This window comes from Terrisporobacter hibernicus (assembly GCF_020809405.1).
GTDB classification, from domain to species: Bacteria; Bacillota; Clostridia; order Peptostreptococcales; family Peptostreptococcaceae; genus Terrisporobacter; species Terrisporobacter petrolearius.
This window is the reverse complement of sequence record NZ_CP081135.1, coordinates 1,408,416-1,429,551: the sequence shown is the minus strand read 5'-3', so window position 1 is coordinate 1,429,551 and position 21,136 is coordinate 1,408,416. Positions and strand designations below refer to the sequence as shown.

The 21,136-nt window shown below is 29.4% G+C and carries 22 protein-coding genes and 1 riboswitch; of the genes, 15 read left to right on the top strand and 7 right to left on the bottom strand.

Annotation, left to right across the window (positions count from 1 at the left end):
- Positions 1–229 precede the first annotated feature (229 nt).
- Positions 230–1,276: an Ig-like domain-containing protein gene (locus tag JW646_RS06885; RefSeq protein ID WP_228417019.1), complete on the bottom strand. Its 1,047-nt coding sequence runs from the start codon at positions 1,274–1,276 to the stop codon at positions 230–232.
- Positions 1,277–1,771: 495 nt separating this feature from the next.
- A riboswitch (purine riboswitch) is annotated at positions 1,772–1,870 on the top strand.
- 104 nt (positions 1,871–1,974) lie between these two features.
- On the opposite strand from JW646_RS06885, the gene JW646_RS06880 reads away from it, so the two are divergent.
- The 8 genes from JW646_RS06880 (at position 1,975) to JW646_RS06845 (ending at position 9,774) form a co-directional block, all read left to right on the top strand.
- The gene (locus JW646_RS06880; protein WP_228417018.1) at positions 1,975–3,276 is read left to right on the top strand and encodes an NCS2 family permease; all 1,302 of its coding nucleotides are present in this window, start codon (positions 1,975–1,977) and stop codon (positions 3,274–3,276) included.
- A gap of 524 nt (positions 3,277–3,800) precedes the next feature.
- Complete coding sequence (locus JW646_RS06875; protein WP_228417017.1) at positions 3,801–4,319, top strand: hypothetical protein; 519 nt, start codon at positions 3,801–3,803, stop codon at positions 4,317–4,319.
- A 116-nt stretch (positions 4,320–4,435) separates the two neighbouring features.
- A complete protein-coding gene (locus JW646_RS06870; protein WP_228417016.1) occupies positions 4,436–5,299 on the top strand; it encodes an AraC family transcriptional regulator in 864 nt (287 codons plus the stop codon).
- Between the two features lie 105 nt (positions 5,300–5,404).
- Positions 5,405–5,605: a hypothetical protein gene (locus JW646_RS06865; protein WP_148557162.1), complete on the top strand. Its 201-nt coding sequence runs from the start codon at positions 5,405–5,407 to the stop codon at positions 5,603–5,605.
- Positions 5,606–5,776: 171 nt separating this feature from the next.
- Positions 5,777–6,448 (top strand): response regulator transcription factor, encoded by a 672-nt coding sequence (locus JW646_RS06860; RefSeq protein WP_228417015.1) that lies wholly within the window; start codon positions 5,777–5,779, stop codon positions 6,446–6,448.
- Positions 6,436–7,572: a sensor histidine kinase gene (locus tag JW646_RS06855; RefSeq protein WP_228417014.1), complete on the top strand. Its 1,137-nt coding sequence runs from the start codon at positions 6,436–6,438 to the stop codon at positions 7,570–7,572. The genes JW646_RS06860 and JW646_RS06855 overlap by 13 nt, the downstream gene beginning before the upstream one ends.
- A gap of 84 nt (positions 7,573–7,656) precedes the next feature.
- Positions 7,657–9,057, top strand: a complete 1,401-nt coding sequence (locus JW646_RS06850; RefSeq protein WP_228417013.1) for an ABC transporter permease — start codon at positions 7,657–7,659, stop codon at positions 9,055–9,057.
- Positions 9,058–9,069: 12 nt separating this feature from the next.
- Entirely contained in the window at positions 9,070–9,774 is a 705-nt protein-coding gene (locus JW646_RS06845; RefSeq protein ID WP_074919471.1) for an ABC transporter ATP-binding protein, read from the top strand.
- Positions 9,775–9,856: 82 nt separating this feature from the next.
- Here the strand turns inward: JW646_RS06845 and JW646_RS06840 are convergent, their stop codons facing one another.
- The 3 genes from JW646_RS06840 to agaV are packed head-to-tail and all read right to left on the bottom strand — an operon-like array spanning position 9,857 to position 12,002.
- Positions 9,857–10,708, bottom strand: a complete 852-nt coding sequence (locus tag JW646_RS06840) for a PTS system mannose/fructose/sorbose family transporter subunit IID (RefSeq protein WP_330490404.1) — start codon at positions 10,706–10,708, stop codon at positions 9,857–9,859.
- Positions 10,689–11,504 carry a PTS mannose/fructose/sorbose/N-acetylgalactosamine transporter subunit IIC gene (locus JW646_RS06835; RefSeq protein WP_228417012.1) on the bottom strand — a complete coding sequence of 272 codons (816 nt, stop codon included), beginning with the start codon at positions 11,502–11,504 and terminating at the stop codon, positions 10,689–10,691. The genes JW646_RS06840 and JW646_RS06835 overlap by 20 nt, the downstream gene beginning before the upstream one ends.
- A 21-nt stretch (positions 11,505–11,525) precedes the next feature.
- Positions 11,526–12,002: a PTS N-acetylgalactosamine transporter subunit IIB gene (agaV, locus tag JW646_RS06830; RefSeq protein WP_228417011.1), complete on the bottom strand. Its 477-nt coding sequence runs from the start codon at positions 12,000–12,002 to the stop codon at positions 11,526–11,528.
- Positions 12,003–12,268: 266 nt separating this feature from the next.
- Here agaV and JW646_RS06825 point away from each other — a divergent pair, with 266 nt between their 5' ends.
- Positions 12,269–13,435 (top strand): AraC family transcriptional regulator, encoded by a 1,167-nt coding sequence (locus JW646_RS06825; protein ID WP_148557169.1) that lies wholly within the window; start codon positions 12,269–12,271, stop codon positions 13,433–13,435.
- A 63-nt stretch (positions 13,436–13,498) separates the two neighbouring features.
- On the opposite strand, the gene yajC is transcribed toward JW646_RS06825, so the two are convergent.
- The 3 genes from yajC to JW646_RS06810 form a co-directional block, all read right to left on the bottom strand.
- Positions 13,499–13,777: a preprotein translocase subunit YajC gene (yajC, locus tag JW646_RS06820; RefSeq protein ID WP_175487700.1), complete on the bottom strand. Its 279-nt coding sequence runs from the start codon at positions 13,775–13,777 to the stop codon at positions 13,499–13,501.
- A 2-nt stretch (positions 13,778–13,779) separates the two neighbouring features.
- The gene (agaF, locus tag JW646_RS06815) at positions 13,780–14,211 is read right to left on the bottom strand and encodes a PTS galactosamine/N-acetylgalactosamine transporter subunit IIA (RefSeq protein WP_228417010.1); all 432 of its coding nucleotides are present in this window, start codon (positions 14,209–14,211) and stop codon (positions 13,780–13,782) included.
- A 70-nt stretch (positions 14,212–14,281) separates the two neighbouring features.
- Positions 14,282–15,460: an SIS domain-containing protein gene (locus tag JW646_RS06810; protein WP_228417009.1), complete on the bottom strand. Its 1,179-nt coding sequence runs from the start codon at positions 15,458–15,460 to the stop codon at positions 14,282–14,284.
- Between the two features lie 190 nt (positions 15,461–15,650).
- On the opposite strand from JW646_RS06810, the gene nagA reads away from it, so the two are divergent.
- From nagA to JW646_RS06780, 6 genes are all read left to right on the top strand, one after another.
- Positions 15,651–16,790 carry an N-acetylglucosamine-6-phosphate deacetylase gene (gene nagA, locus JW646_RS06805; protein WP_074919464.1) on the top strand — a complete coding sequence of 380 codons (1,140 nt, stop codon included), beginning with the start codon at positions 15,651–15,653 and terminating at the stop codon, positions 16,788–16,790.
- Entirely contained in the window at positions 16,790–17,314 is a 525-nt protein-coding gene (locus JW646_RS06800; protein ID WP_228417008.1) for a hypothetical protein, read from the top strand. Before nagA ends, JW646_RS06800 begins: the two co-directional genes overlap by 1 nt.
- 55 nt (positions 17,315–17,369) lie before the next feature.
- Positions 17,370–18,218 (top strand): class II fructose-1,6-bisphosphate aldolase, encoded by an 849-nt coding sequence (fba, locus tag JW646_RS06795; protein WP_228417007.1) that lies wholly within the window; start codon positions 17,370–17,372, stop codon positions 18,216–18,218.
- Between the two features lie 112 nt (positions 18,219–18,330).
- Positions 18,331–19,263 (top strand): 1-phosphofructokinase, encoded by a 933-nt coding sequence (gene pfkB, locus JW646_RS06790; RefSeq protein ID WP_228417006.1) that lies wholly within the window; start codon positions 18,331–18,333, stop codon positions 19,261–19,263.
- A gap of 372 nt (positions 19,264–19,635) precedes the next feature.
- Positions 19,636–20,481 (top strand): methionine ABC transporter ATP-binding protein, encoded by an 846-nt coding sequence (locus tag JW646_RS06785; RefSeq protein ID WP_148557174.1) that lies wholly within the window; start codon positions 19,636–19,638, stop codon positions 20,479–20,481.
- Positions 20,471–21,136 carry a methionine ABC transporter permease gene (locus JW646_RS06780; RefSeq protein ID WP_206925271.1) on the top strand — a complete coding sequence of 222 codons (666 nt, stop codon included), beginning with the start codon at positions 20,471–20,473 and terminating at the stop codon, positions 21,134–21,136. Before JW646_RS06785 ends, JW646_RS06780 begins: the two co-directional genes overlap by 11 nt.

Here is a 21,136-nt window from a genome sequence, read left to right as displayed (position 1 = left end):
ATGGTAAATTTAAAAAATATAGTTTATTTCTTGCTAAAAAACATTGTAAGTAAAAAACTATATCCAATAGTATAAAATAAATTTGTGGGTATGATTGTTGTGAATCATCTCCACCATTCAAACCCTCGGAAACGAGGAAATAAAAAACTACTAAGTTTATGGCTTAGTAGTTTTTTATTGCAGTTATAAACTTATTTTCATTTTCGTCATAAGCATAAATTATTTTACATTACTTTAATAATTTATCTTTTATAACAGAATCTGTAACTGCATATGAGTTGAATACACTTACAGATTTAAGTCCTTTTTCATAAGGCGCAATTGAACTGCTGTATTTTGACATAGTAACTTTTTTATTATTTATATAATATTTGTATTGAAAGTTTCCATTAGAACTGAATTCTCCAATTGCACTAGAAGACATTATTGTTGAAAGTTTAGATCCACTCCATTTGTAATAAGTATTGTGAGAATTTCCGTTACCAAACCAAGAACTACGAATAACTCCCTTTTTCTCTTGGTATTCAAATCCACCCCATTCGCCAAATTCGCTAACATATTTTACTTTTCCGCTGACATAAGCATATACTTTTCCTCCTGCTGAATGGTTATCTCCATCGAAAACCACAAGCTCAGGAATATTATCATTATTTATATATGCTAGATTGAATCCACGAGTAGAACGATCAGAAGTAAATTTATAAGATTTTAAGAAGTTATAATATGCTTTTAGTGCTGTACTTTTACTTGAACTTTTAACAGTTACTGAACATTTATATGTTCTTTTTTGTGTATCTGTTAAAGTAATAGTACAAGTACCGGCTTTTTTAGCTGTAATTTTACCAGATGAATTAACAGTTGCAATACTTGTATTGCTGCTTTTTGAAGATTTTAGAGTAGCACCAGTTAATTTAAGTGTTGTTGTTTGACCAACATTAAGACTTGTACTAGTTTTACTAATTGTTGGTTTTTTTACTGTTACTTTGCACCTTAAGTTTTTGTTATTTGCTTTGCCAGTAATAGTAACAGTACCAGAAGACTTTGCAGAAACAGTTCCTTTAGACGAAACGGTTGCTATTTTCTTGTTAGAAGTAGACCAAGTAACTTTTTTACTTGTACCACTTACTTTTAGTGTACTGGTTTTTCCAGTATAAATTGTTAGGCTAGTTTTGTTTAGTTTTATGCTTGATGCTTCTACAACATCTGTTGAAGTTACCATTGAAACACATACTAATGCAAGTACTAAACCAATTAATAAAGATTTAAATTTTTTCATATTAGAATACCCTCCCCTTACATTTTTTTCCGTGATAATAATATCATATTATTATCAATAAGGAAATAAATTACCACTGATTAACTTTAAATTAAATAAATGGTATATTAAAGCATAAAAAAAGTCTATCAAACTAAGCAATTAGTATGATAGTACACAAATTAATGTAACTAGTGATAGGTTTGAACCAGGAGATTATATAACGTGGAAAACAAATTAGTTTATACCTAGAGATTGAGGGAGCTTTTCTTAATATATAGAATAGTGGGTTTGATTGTTGCGAATCATCTCCACCATTCAAATACTCGAAAACGAGGATAAAGAACTACTAGGTTTATGGCTTAGTAGTTTTTTATTGCATAAATACTATAATTCAATAAATAGTCTATCAAAAGAAAGTCACATATCAAAAACAACTATATCAATATTATTAAAAAATTTTATAGTGCAATTTAATAAAAAAAATATGGTGTTTATTTATAAATCATGTTAGAATAAGTGAAACAAAATAGCTATCGTATAAAGTTGATATAATGGATCAACGGTTTCTACCAAATCACCAATGGTTTGACTACGATAAGGTATATTTTTGCATTCAAATAGATTACATTTGCGCTAATTAAGCTAAATAAATCTATCTAAAAATATTTCCATTATCCTTTATACATAGTTTGACAAAAGTATTAAGGAGACACATTATGAATTTCATTTCTAATTATTTTGAATTCGAGAAAAAAGGAACAAATTTAAAAACTGAAATACTAGGAGGAGCAACTACTTTCTTAACGATGGCATATATCTTATTTGTTGTACCAGGAGTTTTATCTCAAGTAGGAATGCCAAAAGAAAGTGTATTTGCAGCTACAGCAATAGCAAGTGCTGTGGGAACTTTTATAATAGGAGCAATAGCGAAATTCCCAATGGTTTTAGCACCAGGAATGGGACTTAATGCATTCTTTGCATTTGGGGTTTGTATGGGTATGGGGATACCATGGCAAAGTACTATCTCAGCAACTTTATTATCAGGAATTATATTTTTAATTATATCTATTACAGGATTGAGAGAACTTGTAATAAAAGCAATACCAAATGATATGAAATATGCAGTTAGTGCAGGAATCGGACTTTTTATAGCATTTATAGGTTTAAAAAATGCAGGAATAGTAGTAGCAAATCCAGCTACATTTGTTGCTTTAGGAAATTTATCTGATAAATCAGTATTAATATCATTATTTGGACTTGCCGTAATTTCAATATTAATGGTAAGAGGAGTTAACATAGCAATATTTTTAGGAATAATTATAACAGTTATAGCTGGAGTAGTTAGCGGAGTTGTAGATGCTCCAACTGCAATTGTATCAATGCCTCCATCAATGGCACCAACTTTTGGTGTAGCAATCGCTCATCTAAAAGATGTATTAAATCCTCAAATGATGTTAGTTGTATTTACTTTCTTATTTATGGATTTCTTTGATACAGCGGGAACTTTAGTGGCAGTTGGTTCAAAAATAGGTTTAATAAGAGAAGATGGGACTGTGGAAAATGGTTCAAAAGCATTACTTGCTGATTCTGTAGCAACTTGTATAGGAGCTATATTTGGGACAACTAATACAACTTCTTGCATGGAGTCTTTATCAGGAATAGGTCTTGGGGCTAAAACAGGTTTTTCAAGTGTAGTAGCATCTGGATTATTTATATTAAGTTTATTCTTTTCACCATTATTAAGTGTAGTAACTACTCAAGTTACAGCACCAGCCTTAATAATAGTCGGATCACTTTTATGTATGTCATTTGCAGAAATAGACTGGAGTAAGTCAGAAGTAGCTATACCAGCATTTTTAACAATAATACTAATGCCTCTAACATATAGTGTAGGAGAAGGAATTGCCTTTGGACTTTTAGCTTATGTTGTATTAATGGCATGTAAAGGTGAAATAAAGAAAGTTCACCCTGTAATGTGTGGATTAAGTGTATTATTTTTAGTATACTTTATGATTTAATAACAAGAAGAATTGGAACTACTAGACTTTATAGTTTGGTAGTTCCTTTTATTTTGTATTTTATCACACAATCAGAAAAATAGACTGAAATAATTATAATGAATAGTAGTGAACCATATCGCAAGTAACGGAGCTTAAGATAAAAAATAGTGAAAAGTATATTGATAAATGTTACAAATCATATTACTATTTATAATACAAAGAGGGGGGATTGATGATGAATCCAGTAGTAACTATAAACTGGGAACTACTATTACAAGTTATTATTACTATAGCTTTGTTATTATATATAATAATTAAAATAGCAAAACACATATTAAGATAGTAAATTTATAGAATAAATTTGATTTACTATTTTAATCTATTACGAACTAGAATGGTAGGAGCAGAGCTTCTACTTTTTTACATGTTAGGAAATTATAGAAATAAAATTTAAAATCATATAGTATATTCTTAAATATGTGTAAGGTCTCATATAGAATTAAGAACAGCATCTCAAACAAATTAGTGAAAAGGATGATAATATGAAAGCTAAAAAATACATAAATATTTATATTTTATTAATCATGATTTTTTTAAGTGGATGTAAATCAAATAATTTACAAGGATATGTTGATGAAGGTGTTTATAAAAATGATTATTTGGGATTTACTGTATTAGAAAAACTCACATATGAGTTTGAAGATATTAGCCAAGATGATGCAAAATTAAATTCATTTACAGCAAAACCTTTATTTAAGCTAGTTGATCAAGAGAGCAAAGATACAATAGAAGCCTACTGCTTTAGTGAAAAAGAGTCAATTGAAAGTTTTGTAGAAGATTACCTTTCTAAGGAACTAAATAAAGATAATGTAGTAGAAATACCTTGTAAAGATAAAGAAGCTGGATACATTGCAAGGGAGTTTAAAGATGATAAAAAATCATATAAACTTTATTTTAAAGAGAGTAAGGGACATTATATAATGTTTAAAACTACATATAAAAAAGAACGAGAGAAGGATATAAGAACACATTATGTAACTACTATTTATATTGAAAATTAGTTACTAATTCTTTCTAAAAAATAAAATCATATAAGGTACAGACAAAACTTCCCTCAAAAAGTCGGGAATGGTGAATTTCAATGAGATAGAATGAAATCAAAGAAGAGGTGATAGAAATGGAATGGATAGAAAGCATAAGTAAAGCAATTGAATATATTGAAACCCATATTACTGAAGATCTGACAACTAGTGATATCGCAAAAGAAGTTTGCATATCCTCCTTCTATTTTCAAAAAGGATTTTCAATGCTCTGTGGATTTACAGTTGCAGAATATATTAGACAACGTAGGCTCACACTTGCCGGCAGTGAGCTTGTATCCACAGACAATAAAATTATTGATATAGCAATGAAATATGGATATGATTCACCAGATAGCTTTACAAAAGCATTCACTCGTTTTCATGGGTCTACACCAACAGCTGTTCGCAGAGATGGTGCAATGATGAGGTCATTTGCTTCTTTAAAAATTAATATCTCATTGAAAGGTGGTTATACTATGGATTACAAAATTATTGAAAAAGAGGCTTTCACTGTGTTGGCATCAGGAAACAGATTTGAATATGAATCATGCAAAGAAGAGATTCCAAAGTTTTGGCAGGAGCATTATGAGTCTGGAAAAGGCAATGTAGTATGTGGAATGTATGGAGTTAATATTGATAAGAGCATGGGAAATAGTGATGAGTTTGAATATTTAATTGCAGATGATTATAAAACAGGAAGCGATATACCTGAAGGATTTGCCACAAGAGTAATTCCAAAGCATACATGGGCAGTATTTTCCTGTAAAGGAGCTATGCCAAAGGCAATGATAGATGTGAATCAGAAGATTTTCTCTGAATGGCTTCCTAACTGTAAAGACTATGAAATTGCTGAAGGATATAATATAGAAACTTATACAGACATCAATGATTATCCTAAGGGAAATCAGGACGAAAACTATTATAGTGAATTGTGGATTCCTGTGAAGAAAAAAGCATAACTGTATATAAAATAGCTACTAGGTTATACTCACTAATTAGATTGATAAAATTCATAATAAAAGTTAAACTAAAGTATGCATACATTAATATAAAGAGGTGTAAAAATGACTAAAGAAGAAAGAATTGCCAATATAGTAGCAGACTTAGAAGGATGGGAAATCAAATCAGATGATAGTGGGTCATATCTAGAAGTAGAGTGTGGAGAGTTTTTGTTGGAAATGGACTTATGTGATATAGCAAATCTTGAAACTCTAACAAAGGAAGAACTAGCAACAATAATATTTGATAAATATTTGGAACAATAAATAAATTTATATTAAAATAGTATAAAATAAAAGCCATATTGATGAAAATCAATATGGTTTTTGTTTTTGTAATTTACATTGCATAAGATGTTAACATTGGATAAACATTAAATATGATAAAGTATAATGATATAAAATTTTTCAGTTACTGAATTATAAGGAGAACTAAAAATGAGAGTATTAGTTATAGAAGATAATATAGAATTAGCTAATTCAATGAGAAAAGGATTAGAAAAAATGAACTTTAAAGTAGATATTTCTAATACAGGAGAAGAAGGTGAGGAAAAAGCCAGCATTAATGAATATGATGCTGTTCTTTTAGATTTAAATCTTCCAGATATTGATGGAATAGAAGTATTAAGATGTTTACGAAAAAAATCATTAAATACACCCATAATTATAATAACAGCTAGAGATGATGTGTCAGATTTAGCAATAGGATTAGACAATGGAGCAGATGATTATATAACAAAGCCATTTCAACTATTAGAAGTTAGAGCTAGAATACATGCAGTAATAAGAAGATTTCATGGACGTACAAACCCAGTTATTAATATTGGAAAGTTAAAACTTAATCCTATAAATCGTACTGTATATATAGAAGATAAAGAAGTAATACTTGCAATAAAGGAGTTTGATATATTAGAGTACATCTGCTATAAACACCCTGCTGTTGTTTCCAGTGAAGAAATTTTAGAGCATATATACGATGAAAACTTTGACCCATTTTCATCAGTACTAAGAGTACATATATCAAGATTAAAAAATAAGTTAAGTAGTATTTATGGACAAGAAGTCTTAATTAATGTGAGAGGGAAGGGATACTATTTATGCGTAGAGTAAATTTTAAAAGTGGACTAGTTATAATAATGTACTCTTTAATATTATCATTAGTCCTAGGAGTAGGGTTGTACAAAATAAAAGGTTCTTTCAGTAATATAGAAAATATAGAATCTAAAATGAATGTGAAAAATGCTAAAGCTATTATTTTAAGTGAAAATGTGCAAACACAAGATAATCTATTACAGAGGAATTTATATGAAGAAAATATAGGTACTAGAAGCAGTAAAACTCTAGAATCACAAATGGTTGTAGATATGGATGAAATAGGAAAAATATATTTAAAAACTGGATTTGAAGATATATTAAGTATAATTTTAATATTTTTCTTTATTTTAATATTGGCATCTTTAATATTATGGATAGTATTAAATAAAATTCATGATAAAGAAATTGAAAATATTGTAAAAAATTTAAATGAAATAGATGACAACTTTAATCCATATTCAGTAAGTAAAACCTTTGGAATTGCTTATTGTAATATAAAGGAAAAATTTAAACAACATTTAGAGGATTATAAAAAATTAAATTCATATTTATCTCATGAACAAAAAAATGCAATTGCTATACTTAGAACCAATCTAGAAATAGACGATAACAAAGAATATATTAAATTTATAGACAACATAGCCAATAGTATAGACGATATATTAACTCTAAGTGACTTAAAATCTGATGATGAAATGAAAGAGGTAGATGTTTCTTTAGTATGTGCAAGTGTTTGTGATATGTACAGAAAAACTTACAATAATATTGAGTTTGACTTTGATGAAGATAGCAAGACGACTATTTTGGCAAAAGAAAGATGGATATATAGGGCAGTAAGCAACTTAGTTGATAATGCTGTAAAGTATGGTGAAAATAAAAAAGTAAGAGTGGCTGTGAGAAATAAGTATAACAGTGTAATTATTAAAGTAGAAGACAACGGCATAGGTATGGAGAAAAGTTTTATAGATAATATATTTAACAATAAATATAGAATCAATGATTTAAAGAAAGATGGATATGGTATAGGGTTAAGCTTGGTATCTCATGTGTGTGATCTATGTAATGGAGTAGCAGTAGTAGATAGTGAAATAAATAAAGGCTCTTGTTTTTATTTATCCTTTTCTCAGTACACAGGTTAATAATTTAAATGTAGGTTAACATTGAGTTAACAGTTGATTTATTATAATTTGCTTATAATTAAATCTAAGGAAAAGGAGAACGGTATGTATATTTTTAAAAATGCATTAAAAAATTTAGTAAGGAACAAGGAAAGAAATATACTGTTAGGAATTATAATGACAGCAATACTTTCTTGTACAGCAATATCTATTATTATTAACACTACGTCTAATGAGATAATAAAGGATTATAAAAATAGATTTGGAGCAGAAGTTTTTATCCAATCAAATATGGAGAAAACACAAGAAAAAATAAACGCAGGGAAAATGGATGAATTAAATAAAGGTGTACCTAATAATGTTAAAGAAAAGATTTCTAAATCTAAATATGTTAAAGAAGCAATATTTAGCTTTAACTTTAGAGGATATAGTAAAGATATAAAAGCACTAGACCAACAAGAGGGTTCACAAGATTCAAATTTAGGGGGGGTAATCTCTATTGGTGGTCAATCAAATCTTACTAAAGTGCCAAACTTGAATATTTTAGGTGGACTTAGTGCAGATGGAAATAAGGAGTTTAAAACTGGCACAAGGAAAATCATAAAAGGAAAAATGCCTAAGGAAAATAATGAAGCTATAGTAAGTGAGGAGTTTGCAAAGCTAAACAACTTAAAGGTTGGAGATAAGATGAAAATCCAAAATCCTCAAGATCCAGAAAAATATGAGCCACTAGAATTATCTATATCAGGTATATATTATGATGGAGCAAAATCTAATGATAATTTTGGAATGAAACACCCTATGTTAAATAGAAGCAACGAGATTATTACAACAACAGAAACTTTAAAATTATATGATGCAAAATCTGATGATGGTTCAGTTAGCATGGATGCAAAATATTATTTAAAAGATCCAGATTTAGTAGATGATTTTAATAAAGAAGCACACAAACTGGGATTAAGTGATTTATTTGATTTATCTGTGGATTCAAATAGCTATAACAACATAGTAAAACCTGTAGAAGGACTAAAAGAAATTTCAAAAATATTTATGACCTTAGTTTTAGGTTTTGGTGGAAGTGTATTAGTTTTAATATCTATATTAGCCATTCGTGAAAGAAAATACGAAATAGGTGTTTTAAGAGCTATGGGTATGAAAAAAGGTAAAGTTGCTTTAGGATTGGTATTTGAGACATTATCAATGATTGTTATTTCATTAAGTTTAGGCTTAACTATTGGAAGTATATCAGCCCAACCTATTTCAGACATGCTTTTACAAGGACAAATAGAAGCTCAAAAACAAGCAGAGTCAATGAGTATGACTATTGGTATGAGTGGTGCTAGTGAATCAGTACCAGCCCTAGAAAAATTAAACGTATTTTTAAGTAGTGAAGCTATCTTAAATATTACACTAATAGCACTATTGATAGGAGCAGTATCTGCTTGTATAGGAATTTTATATATAAATAGATATGAACCAAGAAAAATACTAACAGAAAGGGACTAAGGAGAGAATATTATGAAGGTATTAAGTTTAAAAGATGTGAGTTATAGATATGAAGGATCCGAAAAAGATGTTTTTAATGATATAAATATAAATTTTGAGCAAGGAAAAGTTTATGGGATAATAGGAAAATCAGGTGCTGGGAAAAGTACTCTATTGTCTTTAATATCAGGTCTTGATACATGTAAAAGTGGGGAAATTTTATATAAAAATAAAAACCTAAAAACAATAGATAGAGATTTATATAGGTCAAAGGATATAGGGGTTATATTCCAAGGATATAATCTATTATTAAATGCTACAGCTAAAGAAAATATATTATTATCCATGAATATAAGTAATTCTAACCAAAAAGATAAGGATAAATATGTATATGATTTATTACAAGATGTAGGGATTGATTCTGATAAAGCAAATAGAAAGATTTTGAATTTATCCGGTGGGGAGCAACAAAGAATAGGAATAGCGAGAGCCTTATCCCACAATCCAGACATAATAATTGCTGATGAGCCAACAGGAAATTTAGATAATGAGACAGAAGAGAAGATAATGGAGATTCTAATATCATTAGCTCATGAACACCATAAGTGTGTTATTATTGTAACTCACTCAAAAAAAGTATGCGCATATATTGATGAGATCTGGGGATTAAAATCTGGAAAATTATTATTTATAAAAGATGAAAATATAAAAGTTAGAGCTGAAAATAAGGTAAAATAAACTTACAACAAAAATAACCACCTTTAGAAAACTAAAGGTGGTTATTATATAATTTAATGTAATTTAAGAATTTATAAAAATTCTATGCCCACATTTTGAATCCGAACATATGACCAATCCAAGCACCAACAATACCTATTGCAAGTAATAAACCTATACATGTAACTGGCTTCCAGTTTTTCTTCTTAAGTAAGAAGTATAATAATAGAGTTAAACCTAAAGGAATTATATTAGGTAAAACGCCGTCTAATATAGCTTGGATATCTATTGGAGCGTCACCATTAGGTATTACTATACCTAATTTAGTTGCACCGTAGTTAGAAGTTAAAGCACCAACTATAAATACACCTAACATAGAAGCAGAACGAGTAAACTCTTTAGCATTTTTAGTTAATATATCTATAGCTTTAGAACCTAAGTTATATGACCAGTACATTAGGAAGTATCTCAATCCAAACTGAACACCATTGAAAATCAATAGGAACAATATTGGACCAAGTAAAGATCCACCAATAGCCATGTTAGCAGTTATACCAGCAGTTATTGGAACTAAAGTAAACCAGAATATAGCATCCCCAATACCACCTAAAGGACCCATTGCAGCAACACGGACAGCTCTTATTGTGTTAGTATCTGATTTTTGTTGCTCTAATGAAAGTATTATACCCATAACGAAAGTAACAAGGAATGGGTGAGTATTAAAGAACTCAAGGTTGTGTTTCATAGACTTAGATAAGTCTTCTTTATTAGTATGAATTTTTTCAAGTCCTGGTAATATACCATATAACCATCCTGCAGCTTGCATTCTTTCATAGTTGAATGAAGCTTGTAAGAATAGTGAACGCCAAACCATTTTGTTTAAAGTTTTTTTGTCTAGCGGTTTAGCTGGAGTTAAATCATTATATTGATTTGAATTAAATTCCATCTTCATCATCTCCTCCCCCTACTGGTGCATAAGCAGTAGCAGCTTTCATTTTTACATTAGTTTGGAAGTCATAAATAGCTACAGCTATTCCGATGAACGCTATTATTAATAAAGCTGAACCACTTAATCCTTCTATCTTACTTACTATTGTAGCTAAAGCAAAACCAGCGAAGTAAACTCCCCAAAGGTCTTTAGATAACATTATACGAAGAAGTATTGCAAAACCTACATAACGCATCATTCCACCAGCAACACCAAGTCCAGCCATGAACCAGTCGAATCTTTCAGAAAGAGCAGTTAATTGAGCACCAGCAGCACTACCACCTATTAACCCTATAACAACTACTATTGCAAAACATGATCCTAAAGCAGCCATTGCTAAGTAGTTTAACTTAACTATACCTTTTGGGTTAGCGTCTTCAGCGTATTTATCAGCTTTAGACATTAAAGCTGACATTATTGTGAATAAGAAAGTTACAAAATATTGTCCTATTAATGCGAATGGAACTGCTAGACCAACAGCGGCAGCAGGATCCAATTTAGAAGATACGGCAAATACTACCGCCATAATTCCACCTATAACTGCATTTGGAGGTTGTGCTCCTCCTACTGGCATGTTACCAATTGTCATTAATTGATAAGTACCCCCTACAATAAGTCCAGTTTGTAGATCACCAAGTATAGCACCTACAACAGCACCAGATACAATTGGTTGATACAAAGACTCTAAAAAACTAAATTGATCGATAGCAGCAATGAATGCAAATACTGCAACCAATAAAACCTGAATGAAATTGAAATCCATGTTTAAAATCTCCTTTTTTTATTATTTAAAAAGTTTTTCGATTTTTTCAGAACTTTCAGTAGGAACTCTTCTTATTTCAAGTTCTACACCAAGTTCTTGTAATTTTCTAAATGCTTCAACATCCTTGTCATCTACAGCTACAGATCCAGCAACTTGACGCTTACCATCAGCCATATGCATATTTCCAATATTAACTTTCTTTATTGGAACGCCACCTTCAACAAGTTTTAAAACATCAGTTGGGTTGTCACAAACGATGAATATTAATTGTTTAGCACTAGCTTTATGAATAGTATTAATTGTTTTCTCTATTGTCCAATAACGTGTAGTTGCATAACTTGGAGCGGCCATGTCCATTAAGCCTTGTCTAAGTTTATCCTCTGCAACAACGTCATTTGCAACTAAAATTAAGTTAGCTCCAATAGCTCCACACCATTGTGTAGCAACTTGTCCATGAATCAATCTGTTATCGATTCTTGTTAGAATAATATTTGGCATTGTATACCATCCTCCTCAGAATTTTTAAATATGTTCTTTACTAAGAAATTAATTTTGTAATATCATTATAAAGGGAATGTGGATTATAATCTTTAGAATAATTGGTTTTTTATTTGTTATTTTTAAAAAAACGTTTTCAAAATGTGCAACTAAAATGTACAAAATTGACAATGTATTTAGATATAGTAAAATATAAATTAACAATGATTTTTAATCATAAGTGATATATATAAATGAAGGAAACTTACAAGGGGGAATGACTTAATATGAATGAAAAGACAAGTAGTTTTCAATTTAGTAAATATGGTTTTGTATATGAAGAGTCTAAACAAATAGATAGGGAAAACTTAATATCAAAAAATATTATCACTAGTGATACAGTAATATCAAGCGTATACAATTTTTCAGAGCCAGTATATATTGAAGTTCTAGACGGAATGGCAGGTATATTAATTAGCAATGATATAAATGGAGGGTTCGAATTATTTAATATACATAGACATGTAGAAGTTAAACCTAATATGTATTTTAATATAATTTCAATGATAGATAAGGTTAGATATAAATTAATAATTCCTAAAAATTATAGTTTAAAATTGGAGTTTTTAGATGCACCATATGTATATAGTAAAATGCAATCTACAATAAATATTCCCAAAATAATAGCCTGTTATTACAATATAAAAAGTCCAAACTATAAATTTAAAGGTGAAAGTCATAATGTATATGAATTAACATTTGTAGACAACGGCACATTAGATACAACTGTTGATGGAATAGAGTATAAGTTAGAAGCATATGACCTAATTATTTATGGGAGAAATAAATTCCATACTCAACAAGTAAATGTGGATTCCTCTTGTTCCTATTTGACTGTCATATTTGAAATGGAATGTGAAGATGTGGAGAATATATGTAATAGGATTTTCCATTGTAGAAAAGATTTATATAGAGTATTAAAGAACTTTTCTCAAAATATGTCCTCAGATATACCATATGCTAGAACTTTGGTTTTAAATAATTTACATGAGATACTTATTAGACTATTGCAATATGATTATTTGGATGTAGAAGAAAGTAAATTACCAAAAGAATCATATCAACATTTTCAAAATGAACTATTAGAGAATATAGTAACATATATAGGTAACATGATTTATGAGCCAATTACAGTGGAGGATATTTGTAATAAATTTGCTATATCTAGATCTTCACTGCAAACGTTATTTAAAAATAATCTAAATACAACACCTAAAAAATATATAAGTGATTTAAAGTTAGCTAAAAGTAAACTTATAATAAAGGAAAATAAATATACAATTAGTGAAATTGCATTTATGCTAGGTTTTAGTTCCATTCATTATTTTTCAAGGGCATTTACTCAACATTTTGATATAAGTCCTAGCGAATATGCACAAAAAGTTTTTAAGTAGTTAATTTTGGAGTAAGATAAAGGAGCTAATCTCTATATTGAGATAGCTCCTTTTTGATTTTATTTAGTCAACACTTTGGATAGCATATCTAGATACTGAAACAACAACATTTTTCGCTATTTCAACTTCAACGATATCGCCCTTTATCTTAGTTACTTTGCCGTAAATAGCTCCACAGAACATGACTTTCATACCAGTTTTTAACTCTAAGTGAAGGTCTTTTAGTTCAGAAGTTTTCTTTTTTATATTCTTTGATGATATAAATATTAAGATTAATGCTCCTATACCCAATAGTACAGCCACAGTTATACATGTCCAAGTAACAACTTCCCAATTTATCATGATTAAATACCATCCTCACAATCTTCGTCCATGTGTTCTACAAGTTCAAACTTTAAAATACCATTTTTACCTACTTCTAAAGCTGTTCCTGATAACATAGATAAATCTTCTACAAAATCTTTAGCCATAGAAATTTCAAGTATCATAGGAAGGTTAGTTCCACCTACTACTTCTAATGGTTTTTCAACTTCAGCTTTTAATTCAACCAAAGTCTTAAATGGTGAACCTCCAACTAAATCAGTTAAAGCTAAAATATCATTGCAATTGCTTAAATTGCTTATAGCATTCATGTATTTTTCTTTTAAAGTATCAATAGTATCTGATTCAACAAAATCAACATATTCTATATTAGCAGGGCTACCTGCAATTAAATTTAAAGATGAACGCAGTCCTGTTGCGAAATTTCCGTGGCCACTAATTATTATTCCTACCATATCTAAGAAGCTCCTTTTTATAAGTATTAATATATTGTTACTAACTTCCTCATTTTGAGCGAAGCGTATTTTATTTACAACTATATTTATATAATGTTACACCTTCAACAACACGGTTAACTTCACCAGTTGGACAAGGATTGTCAGGTGTTATATCCATTGATAAAGATTTTAAAACTGAAAGTGCTTGAGCAAATGTTACATAAGCTAGACCTAACTCTACATTATTTGGGTTAACGTTAGTATCATAAGCATAAATGTAATCAGCTAATTCACTTAACTCATCAGATGGTTTATCTGTTACAACAGCTAGTTTATTGTTTTTTCTTTGAGAACTTATTTCCTTTATAAAGTCTAATTCATATTTATAAGTGTACTCATCATTACTCACATAAACAACTACTAATGTAGAATCATCTATTATTGATTTTGGACCATGTCTAAAACCAAGTGGAGTGTCAAATAGAGCAACTGTATTTCCTGCTGTTAATTCAAGTATTTTTAAAGATGACTCTTGTGAAATACCTTTTAAAGTGTTACTACCTAGATAAACTATTCTTTGGAAATTAAAATCATTTATTATTTTTTCTACTACTTTAAATCCTCCATCTAAGAAGTTTTCAGCAGATGAGCAAATAGCAGATATTATCTCTGATTTTTCACCTAATTTATCAAGATTAAAGCAAAGATAAGTAGCTAAGTACATATTAGAAAAACTTGATGTCATAGCAAATCCTTGATCATGAGTTTCTTCAGTAAGATTTATTGCATAGCAGTTATCTAATTTATCAGCCATTTTAGAAAGTGCACCTTCATGATTGCAAGTAACAAATAAATGATATATGTTATTGCACACTTCGTTAGCAACTTCAACAGCACCAATTGATTCAGGTGAATTTCCAGAACGACCAAAACTTACTAATAATGTTGGTTTAGTTCTAGATAAGTAATTTTCAGGAGTAGCTACTAAATCAGTTGTTGCATAAGACTTAACTTTGTGATTAAGTACCTTATTTAGCTCTGAGTAAAGAGAGTTACCAACAAATTCACTAGTACCTGCACCAGTTAGTATTACGTCGAAATCTTCATTTTTTATAACCTTGTTTATAAATTCTCCTATGGAATCTTTATTATTTTCTATTTGAGTTAATGTTTTTAACCATGTTTTAGGTTGTTGATATATTTCGTTTAAAGTAAAAGATGACTTAGTGTCTTTCCTTTGGTTTTCAGTAATATTAAAAATATTCATAAATTCTATGTCCCCCATCCGTATATATTAATATATTAATTAAAATCTTGCTTAACTCTAATTATAGTAAAGAGATGTATAAATACAATGGATGTATTAAAAGGTATAATATTTGTGTTAAAAAGTGCAAATATTATCTAAAAAATGTTATGTATAATTGAGATATCTTAATAATGTATGGAGGGCTATCATGTTAATACAAAGTAAGAGAGTTTGGATTGCGGATCAATTTATTCCAGCCCAAATAGAAATTGATGATAATAAAATAGTAAATATTTATAAATATAATGAAAAGGAAGGAGCTTCTGATTATGGGAAGAAAAGGATAGTTCCAGGATTTATAGATATTCATAGTCATGGGGCGTATGGTTTTGATACCAATGATGCTAACGAAGAAGGATTAAAAAACTGGACTAAAAGAATACCTGGTGAAGGGGTTACAGCATTTCTTCCAACTACTATAACTCAAAGTAGAGAAGTTTTAACTAAGGCTTTAGCCAATGTGGCAAAAGTTGCTGAAGAAGGATATCAAGGAGCAGAAATATTAGGAATACATTTTGAAGGACCTTATTTAGATATGAAATATAAAGGTGCTCAGCCACAGGAATATATAGCAAAGCCTACTATTGAAGAATTCAAAGAATATCAAAAGGCGGCAAAAGGATTAATAAAATATGTAACTATGGCTACAGAATTAGATGAAGATTATGAGCTAACTAAATATTTATATGAGAATGATATTGTTGTAAGTATAGGTCATTCAGCATCTACTTATGAAGAAGCTGTATATGCTTTTGCCAATGGAGCCAGATCTCAAACTCATGTTTATAATGGGATGACAGCTTTTAATCATAGAGAAAATGGATTAGTTGGATTTAGTTTAAGAGTTAAAGATATGTATGGTGAGATTATATGTGATGGAAGTCATTCAACTCCAATAGCACTATACAATTTCTTTAAAGCTAAGGGACCTCACTATGGAATTATGGTTACAGATGCACTAATGGCAAAAGGATTTGAGCCAGGTTCAAAATTTATTTTTGGTGGAAATGAAATTGAAATATATGAAGATGGTAGTGCACATTTAGTAGGAACAAAAGGCTTAGCTGGTTCAACATTAAAAATGAATCAGGGGTTAAAAATATTAGTGGAAGATGCTATGGTTCCATTTAATTACGCTATTAATTCGTGTACTATAAACCCTGCAAGATGTCTAGGAATAGATACTCATAAAGGTAGAATAGGCGTTGGATATGATAGTGATTTAGTAGTTCTTAATGATGATTATTCAGTACATCAAACTTATTGTTTAGGAAAGGAAATGATGTAATGAACAAAAAAAATATAGATTTAGCAGGAATGAATATTTATCTAAATACATCTGGAAATACAGTTTATTATAATGTCTTTGACAAAAAAGGATATATTGTAGGACATAAAATAGAACATAAATTTAGATTATTTTATTATAGATATTTTATGATAATAACACTGATGGTTTTATTAGGTGATTACTTCAAAAGTTTTGAGAATACATTATTAGTAGGTGGTGTTGCAGCTATTGTAGCAGAAGTTTACTTTAGAGGGGTATTTTTGAAACAGTTAAAATCTATAGATAATTTTAAAAGAGATAAAAAAGTCAATAAATTAGAAATGATTATTAAGAATAGTGAAAAAGAAAAAACTATTATGAATGCTTGTGCTTATGCACTTCTAAGCATACTAATAGTTATTAATGCCATACAACAAAATTATAATTTAGTTTTTATGGCTTTAAGTGGAATGATTTCAATATATGGAGTTTATTCAGTCCTATTAAGCGGAATGGCTCTTAGAAAAATGAATATTAAATAAAATAATTAATTTGCAGATAATACAAAGTTTAATATAAATAAGGGGGAGAATTATTATGGAATTAGTTACTACAAAAGATATATTAAAAAAAGCTCAAGAAGGAAAATATGCAGTAGGTGCTTTTAATGTAGAGAATATGGAGATGGTAATGGCAGTTATAAGTGCAGCAGAAGAAATGAATTCACCTGTAATTATGCAAACTACACCATCAACAGTTAAATACGCTGGTCTTGATTATTTCTTAGCAAATGTGAAGGTTGCAGCTAGTCGTGCAAAAGTTCCTGTAGTTATGCATTTGGATCATGGTTCTAGTTTTGAACTTGCATCAGAAGCATTTAGAGCGGGATATACTTCAATTATGATAGATGGATCTCATAGTAGTTTTGAAGACAATATAAAAATATCAAAGGCAGTTGTTGATATGTGTAAATCATCAGGTATTGCAGTTGAAGCTGAACTTGGTAAAGTTGGGGGAAAAGAAGATGACCTAGATGGCGGAGATGGAGGATTTACAGATCCTAAAGAAGCTAAGTTATTTGTAGAGAAAACAGGCGTAGATTCTCTAGCTGTAGCAATAGGTACAGCTCATGGTCTGTATAAAGGTGAACCTAAATTAGATTTAGATAGATTATCACAAATAAAAGAAGTAGTATCTATACCTCTTGTGTTACACGGGGGATCAGGAATACCAGATTTAAAAGTACAAGAATCTATCAAAAGAGGTATATGCAAAGTAAATTATGCTACAGAGCTTAGAATAGCATTTACAAAAGGAGTTACTAAGTATTTAGAAGAAAATAAAGATACAATAGACCCTAAAAAATACAATAAGTCTGGTATGGAAGAAGTTAAACAGTTTGTAAAAGAAAAAATAAAAGTTTGTGGTTGTGAAAATAGAGCATAATAAATATCCCCTAAGAGAAAAGTTTAGTTTTTTTCTTGGGGGTAATTTCTTTAATCAATAAGCAAAGTGAAAAATATTAAGTATATAAAAATGGGTTATAAGGAGAAAACACATGATTACAACTGTAACGTTAAATGTATCTATTGATAAGGCATATAAAATAAAAGGATGCGTAGAGTCTGGAAAAGTTATTAGAGTATTAGAATGTAATAATACTGCTGGTGGAAAAGGACTAAATGTATCTAGAGTAGCTTCTCTTTGTGGGGAAGAAGTTTTGGCTACTGGATTTGTAGGTGGACATTGCGGTGCATTAGCAGAAGAATTACTGGAAAAGGATAATATAAAAAATAAGTTTACTCATGTTAAAAGTGAAACAAGAAGTTGCATAAATATATTAGATGAGAATAATATATCAACAGAGTTTTTAGAAAAAGGTGAGTCTATTAGTGATGAAGAAATAAACGCATTTTTAGATGATTTTGATAAAATAATAGAAGATAGTAATGTTATCACAATATCTGGTAGTGCACCTAAAGGTGTACCAACTAATATTTATACAACTTTAATAAATATGATAAAGGCTAAAAACAAAAAAGTTATTTTAGATGCATCAGGGGATTTATTAAAAGAGGGTATAAAAGCTTTACCTACAATGATAAAACCTAATAGTGAAGAAATGGAAAATTTACTTAATGTTAGCATAAATAATGAAGAGGAAGTAATTAAAAATGCTATTAAGCTTCATGAAAGTGGAATAGAGTTAGTTGTCGTATCACTTGGAAGTGACGGGGCATTATTAGTTTGTAAAGAGGGGGTTTACCATGGAAAGCCTCCTAAAATTGAAGTTGTTAATACAGTTGGATGTGGAGATTCTATGGTGGCTGCATTTGCAGTTGCAATGGAAAGGGGATACTCAAATATAGATAGTCTAAAATATGCTATATCTATTTCAGCAGCTAATGCAATGACTTTTTCTACAGGAAGTTTCAACTCAGAAGATGTAGATAATATATTTGAAAATACACAGATTAACAAAATTTATTAGGTAGCAAACTAAGGGACAAGCTATTTGATCAATATATGGTGGGCATGATTGTTATGAATTACATGCACCATTCAAAACCTTGTAAAAAAAGATAAAGAACTACTAAGTTTATAGCTTAGTAGTTTTTTTATTTATTAACATAAGGATGTTCTACTCACTAAGGGCAAATAATTTACAAGTAGAAGTAAACAAAAATTGTAAATTAAAAAGGAATTATAGAAAAAATTAATATTAACGTGCTATATATAGATATAAACCATAGGGTAAAATGGCGAAAAATAGTGAAATATTTCATAATTTGTAATATAATTACCAATGTTGCTTAAAAAGTATTTTATTTCTAAATAATATATAATATGAAAGGTAGAAAATATGATTGAAATAAAAAAATTAAATAAATCATATGGAGAACACAAGGTTTTAGAGGATATTAATCTGACAGTTAACGAAGGAGAAGTATATGGATTTATTGGTTCAAGTGGAGTTGGAAAGTCTACACTACTTGATTGTATAAATGGATTAGAAGAGTATCAAACAGGTTCAATTACTGTAGGAGATGTAAAAGTAGAGAACTTATGCGAGGAAGATTTAAGAAAGTTAAGAAAAAATATGGGGATGATTTTTCAAAATTTTTCTTTGTTGAAAAGAAAAAATGTATATAAAAATATAGCATTGCCTATGGAATGTTGGGGATATTCAAAAGAAGAAATAGATAAAAAGGTTAAATCATTAGCATCATTAGTAGGTCTAAGTGATAAATTATATGTCCGCCCAGATAAGCTAAGTGGTGGTCAAAAACAAAGAGTTGCCATAGCAAGGGCACTGGCTTTGGAACCTAAATATTTACTATGTGATGAATGTACATCAGCCTTAGATCCAAGAACAACCTTATCAATTTTAGAATTATTAAAAAATATCAATAAAAATTTAGGAATAACTATTATAATAGTTACTCACGAAATGAAAGTTGTAAAGTATATATGCGATAGAGTGGCAATTTTAGCTGATGGAAAAATTGCAGAGCAAGGTTATGTAGAAGAATTATTTACAAATAAGTCATATACATTAAAAAAATTACTAGGGGAAGAAGATATAGATTTTGATAGTGAATTTTTATCCTTAAAATTAGATAAAAAACAAAAAGTTTTAGTTGAGAAGTTTTTAAAATCTCAAAAAATATCTTACAGTATAGAAGGAGAAGAAAGCCATGTTTACTAATACGAGTCTAAAACAATACTTACCAACAGTGATTATGCCTGCAATAGGAGTTACAATTAAAATCATAGTTTTTTCAGCGTTATTTTCTATAATTATAGGAATGATATTGGGAATTGTTTTAATTATAACTGACGCTGATGGGTTACACCCTAACAAACTAATTCATACCGTATTAGATAAGGTAACTGATATTATACGTTCATTTCCTACGATGATTTTAATTTTAGCTATTGCTCCCATAACTAGAATAGTAATAGGAACTACAATAGGTGCAAACGCTGCCATATTTGCAATAACAATAGGGTGTATACCTTTTGCTACTAGAATGACAGAATCAGCATTACAGACTGTTGATAAACAATTGATAAAAGCAACTAAATCTTTTGGAGCATCAAAAACTCAAATTATTATTAAGGTGATGCTGGTAGAAGCATTACCAGTAATGGTTTCTAACTTTACAATAATGTTAATAAATATGTTGAATATGTCAGCAATTGCAGGAGCTGTTGGAGCAGGTGGTTTAGGTGCCGTTGCATTAACATACGGATATCAGCGATTTGACTATGCTATCATGTATTTTGTTGTATGTATTTTGATTATATTTGTTCTTCTAATTCAAGCTTTAGGGAAATTAATATATAAAAAAATAGTATAA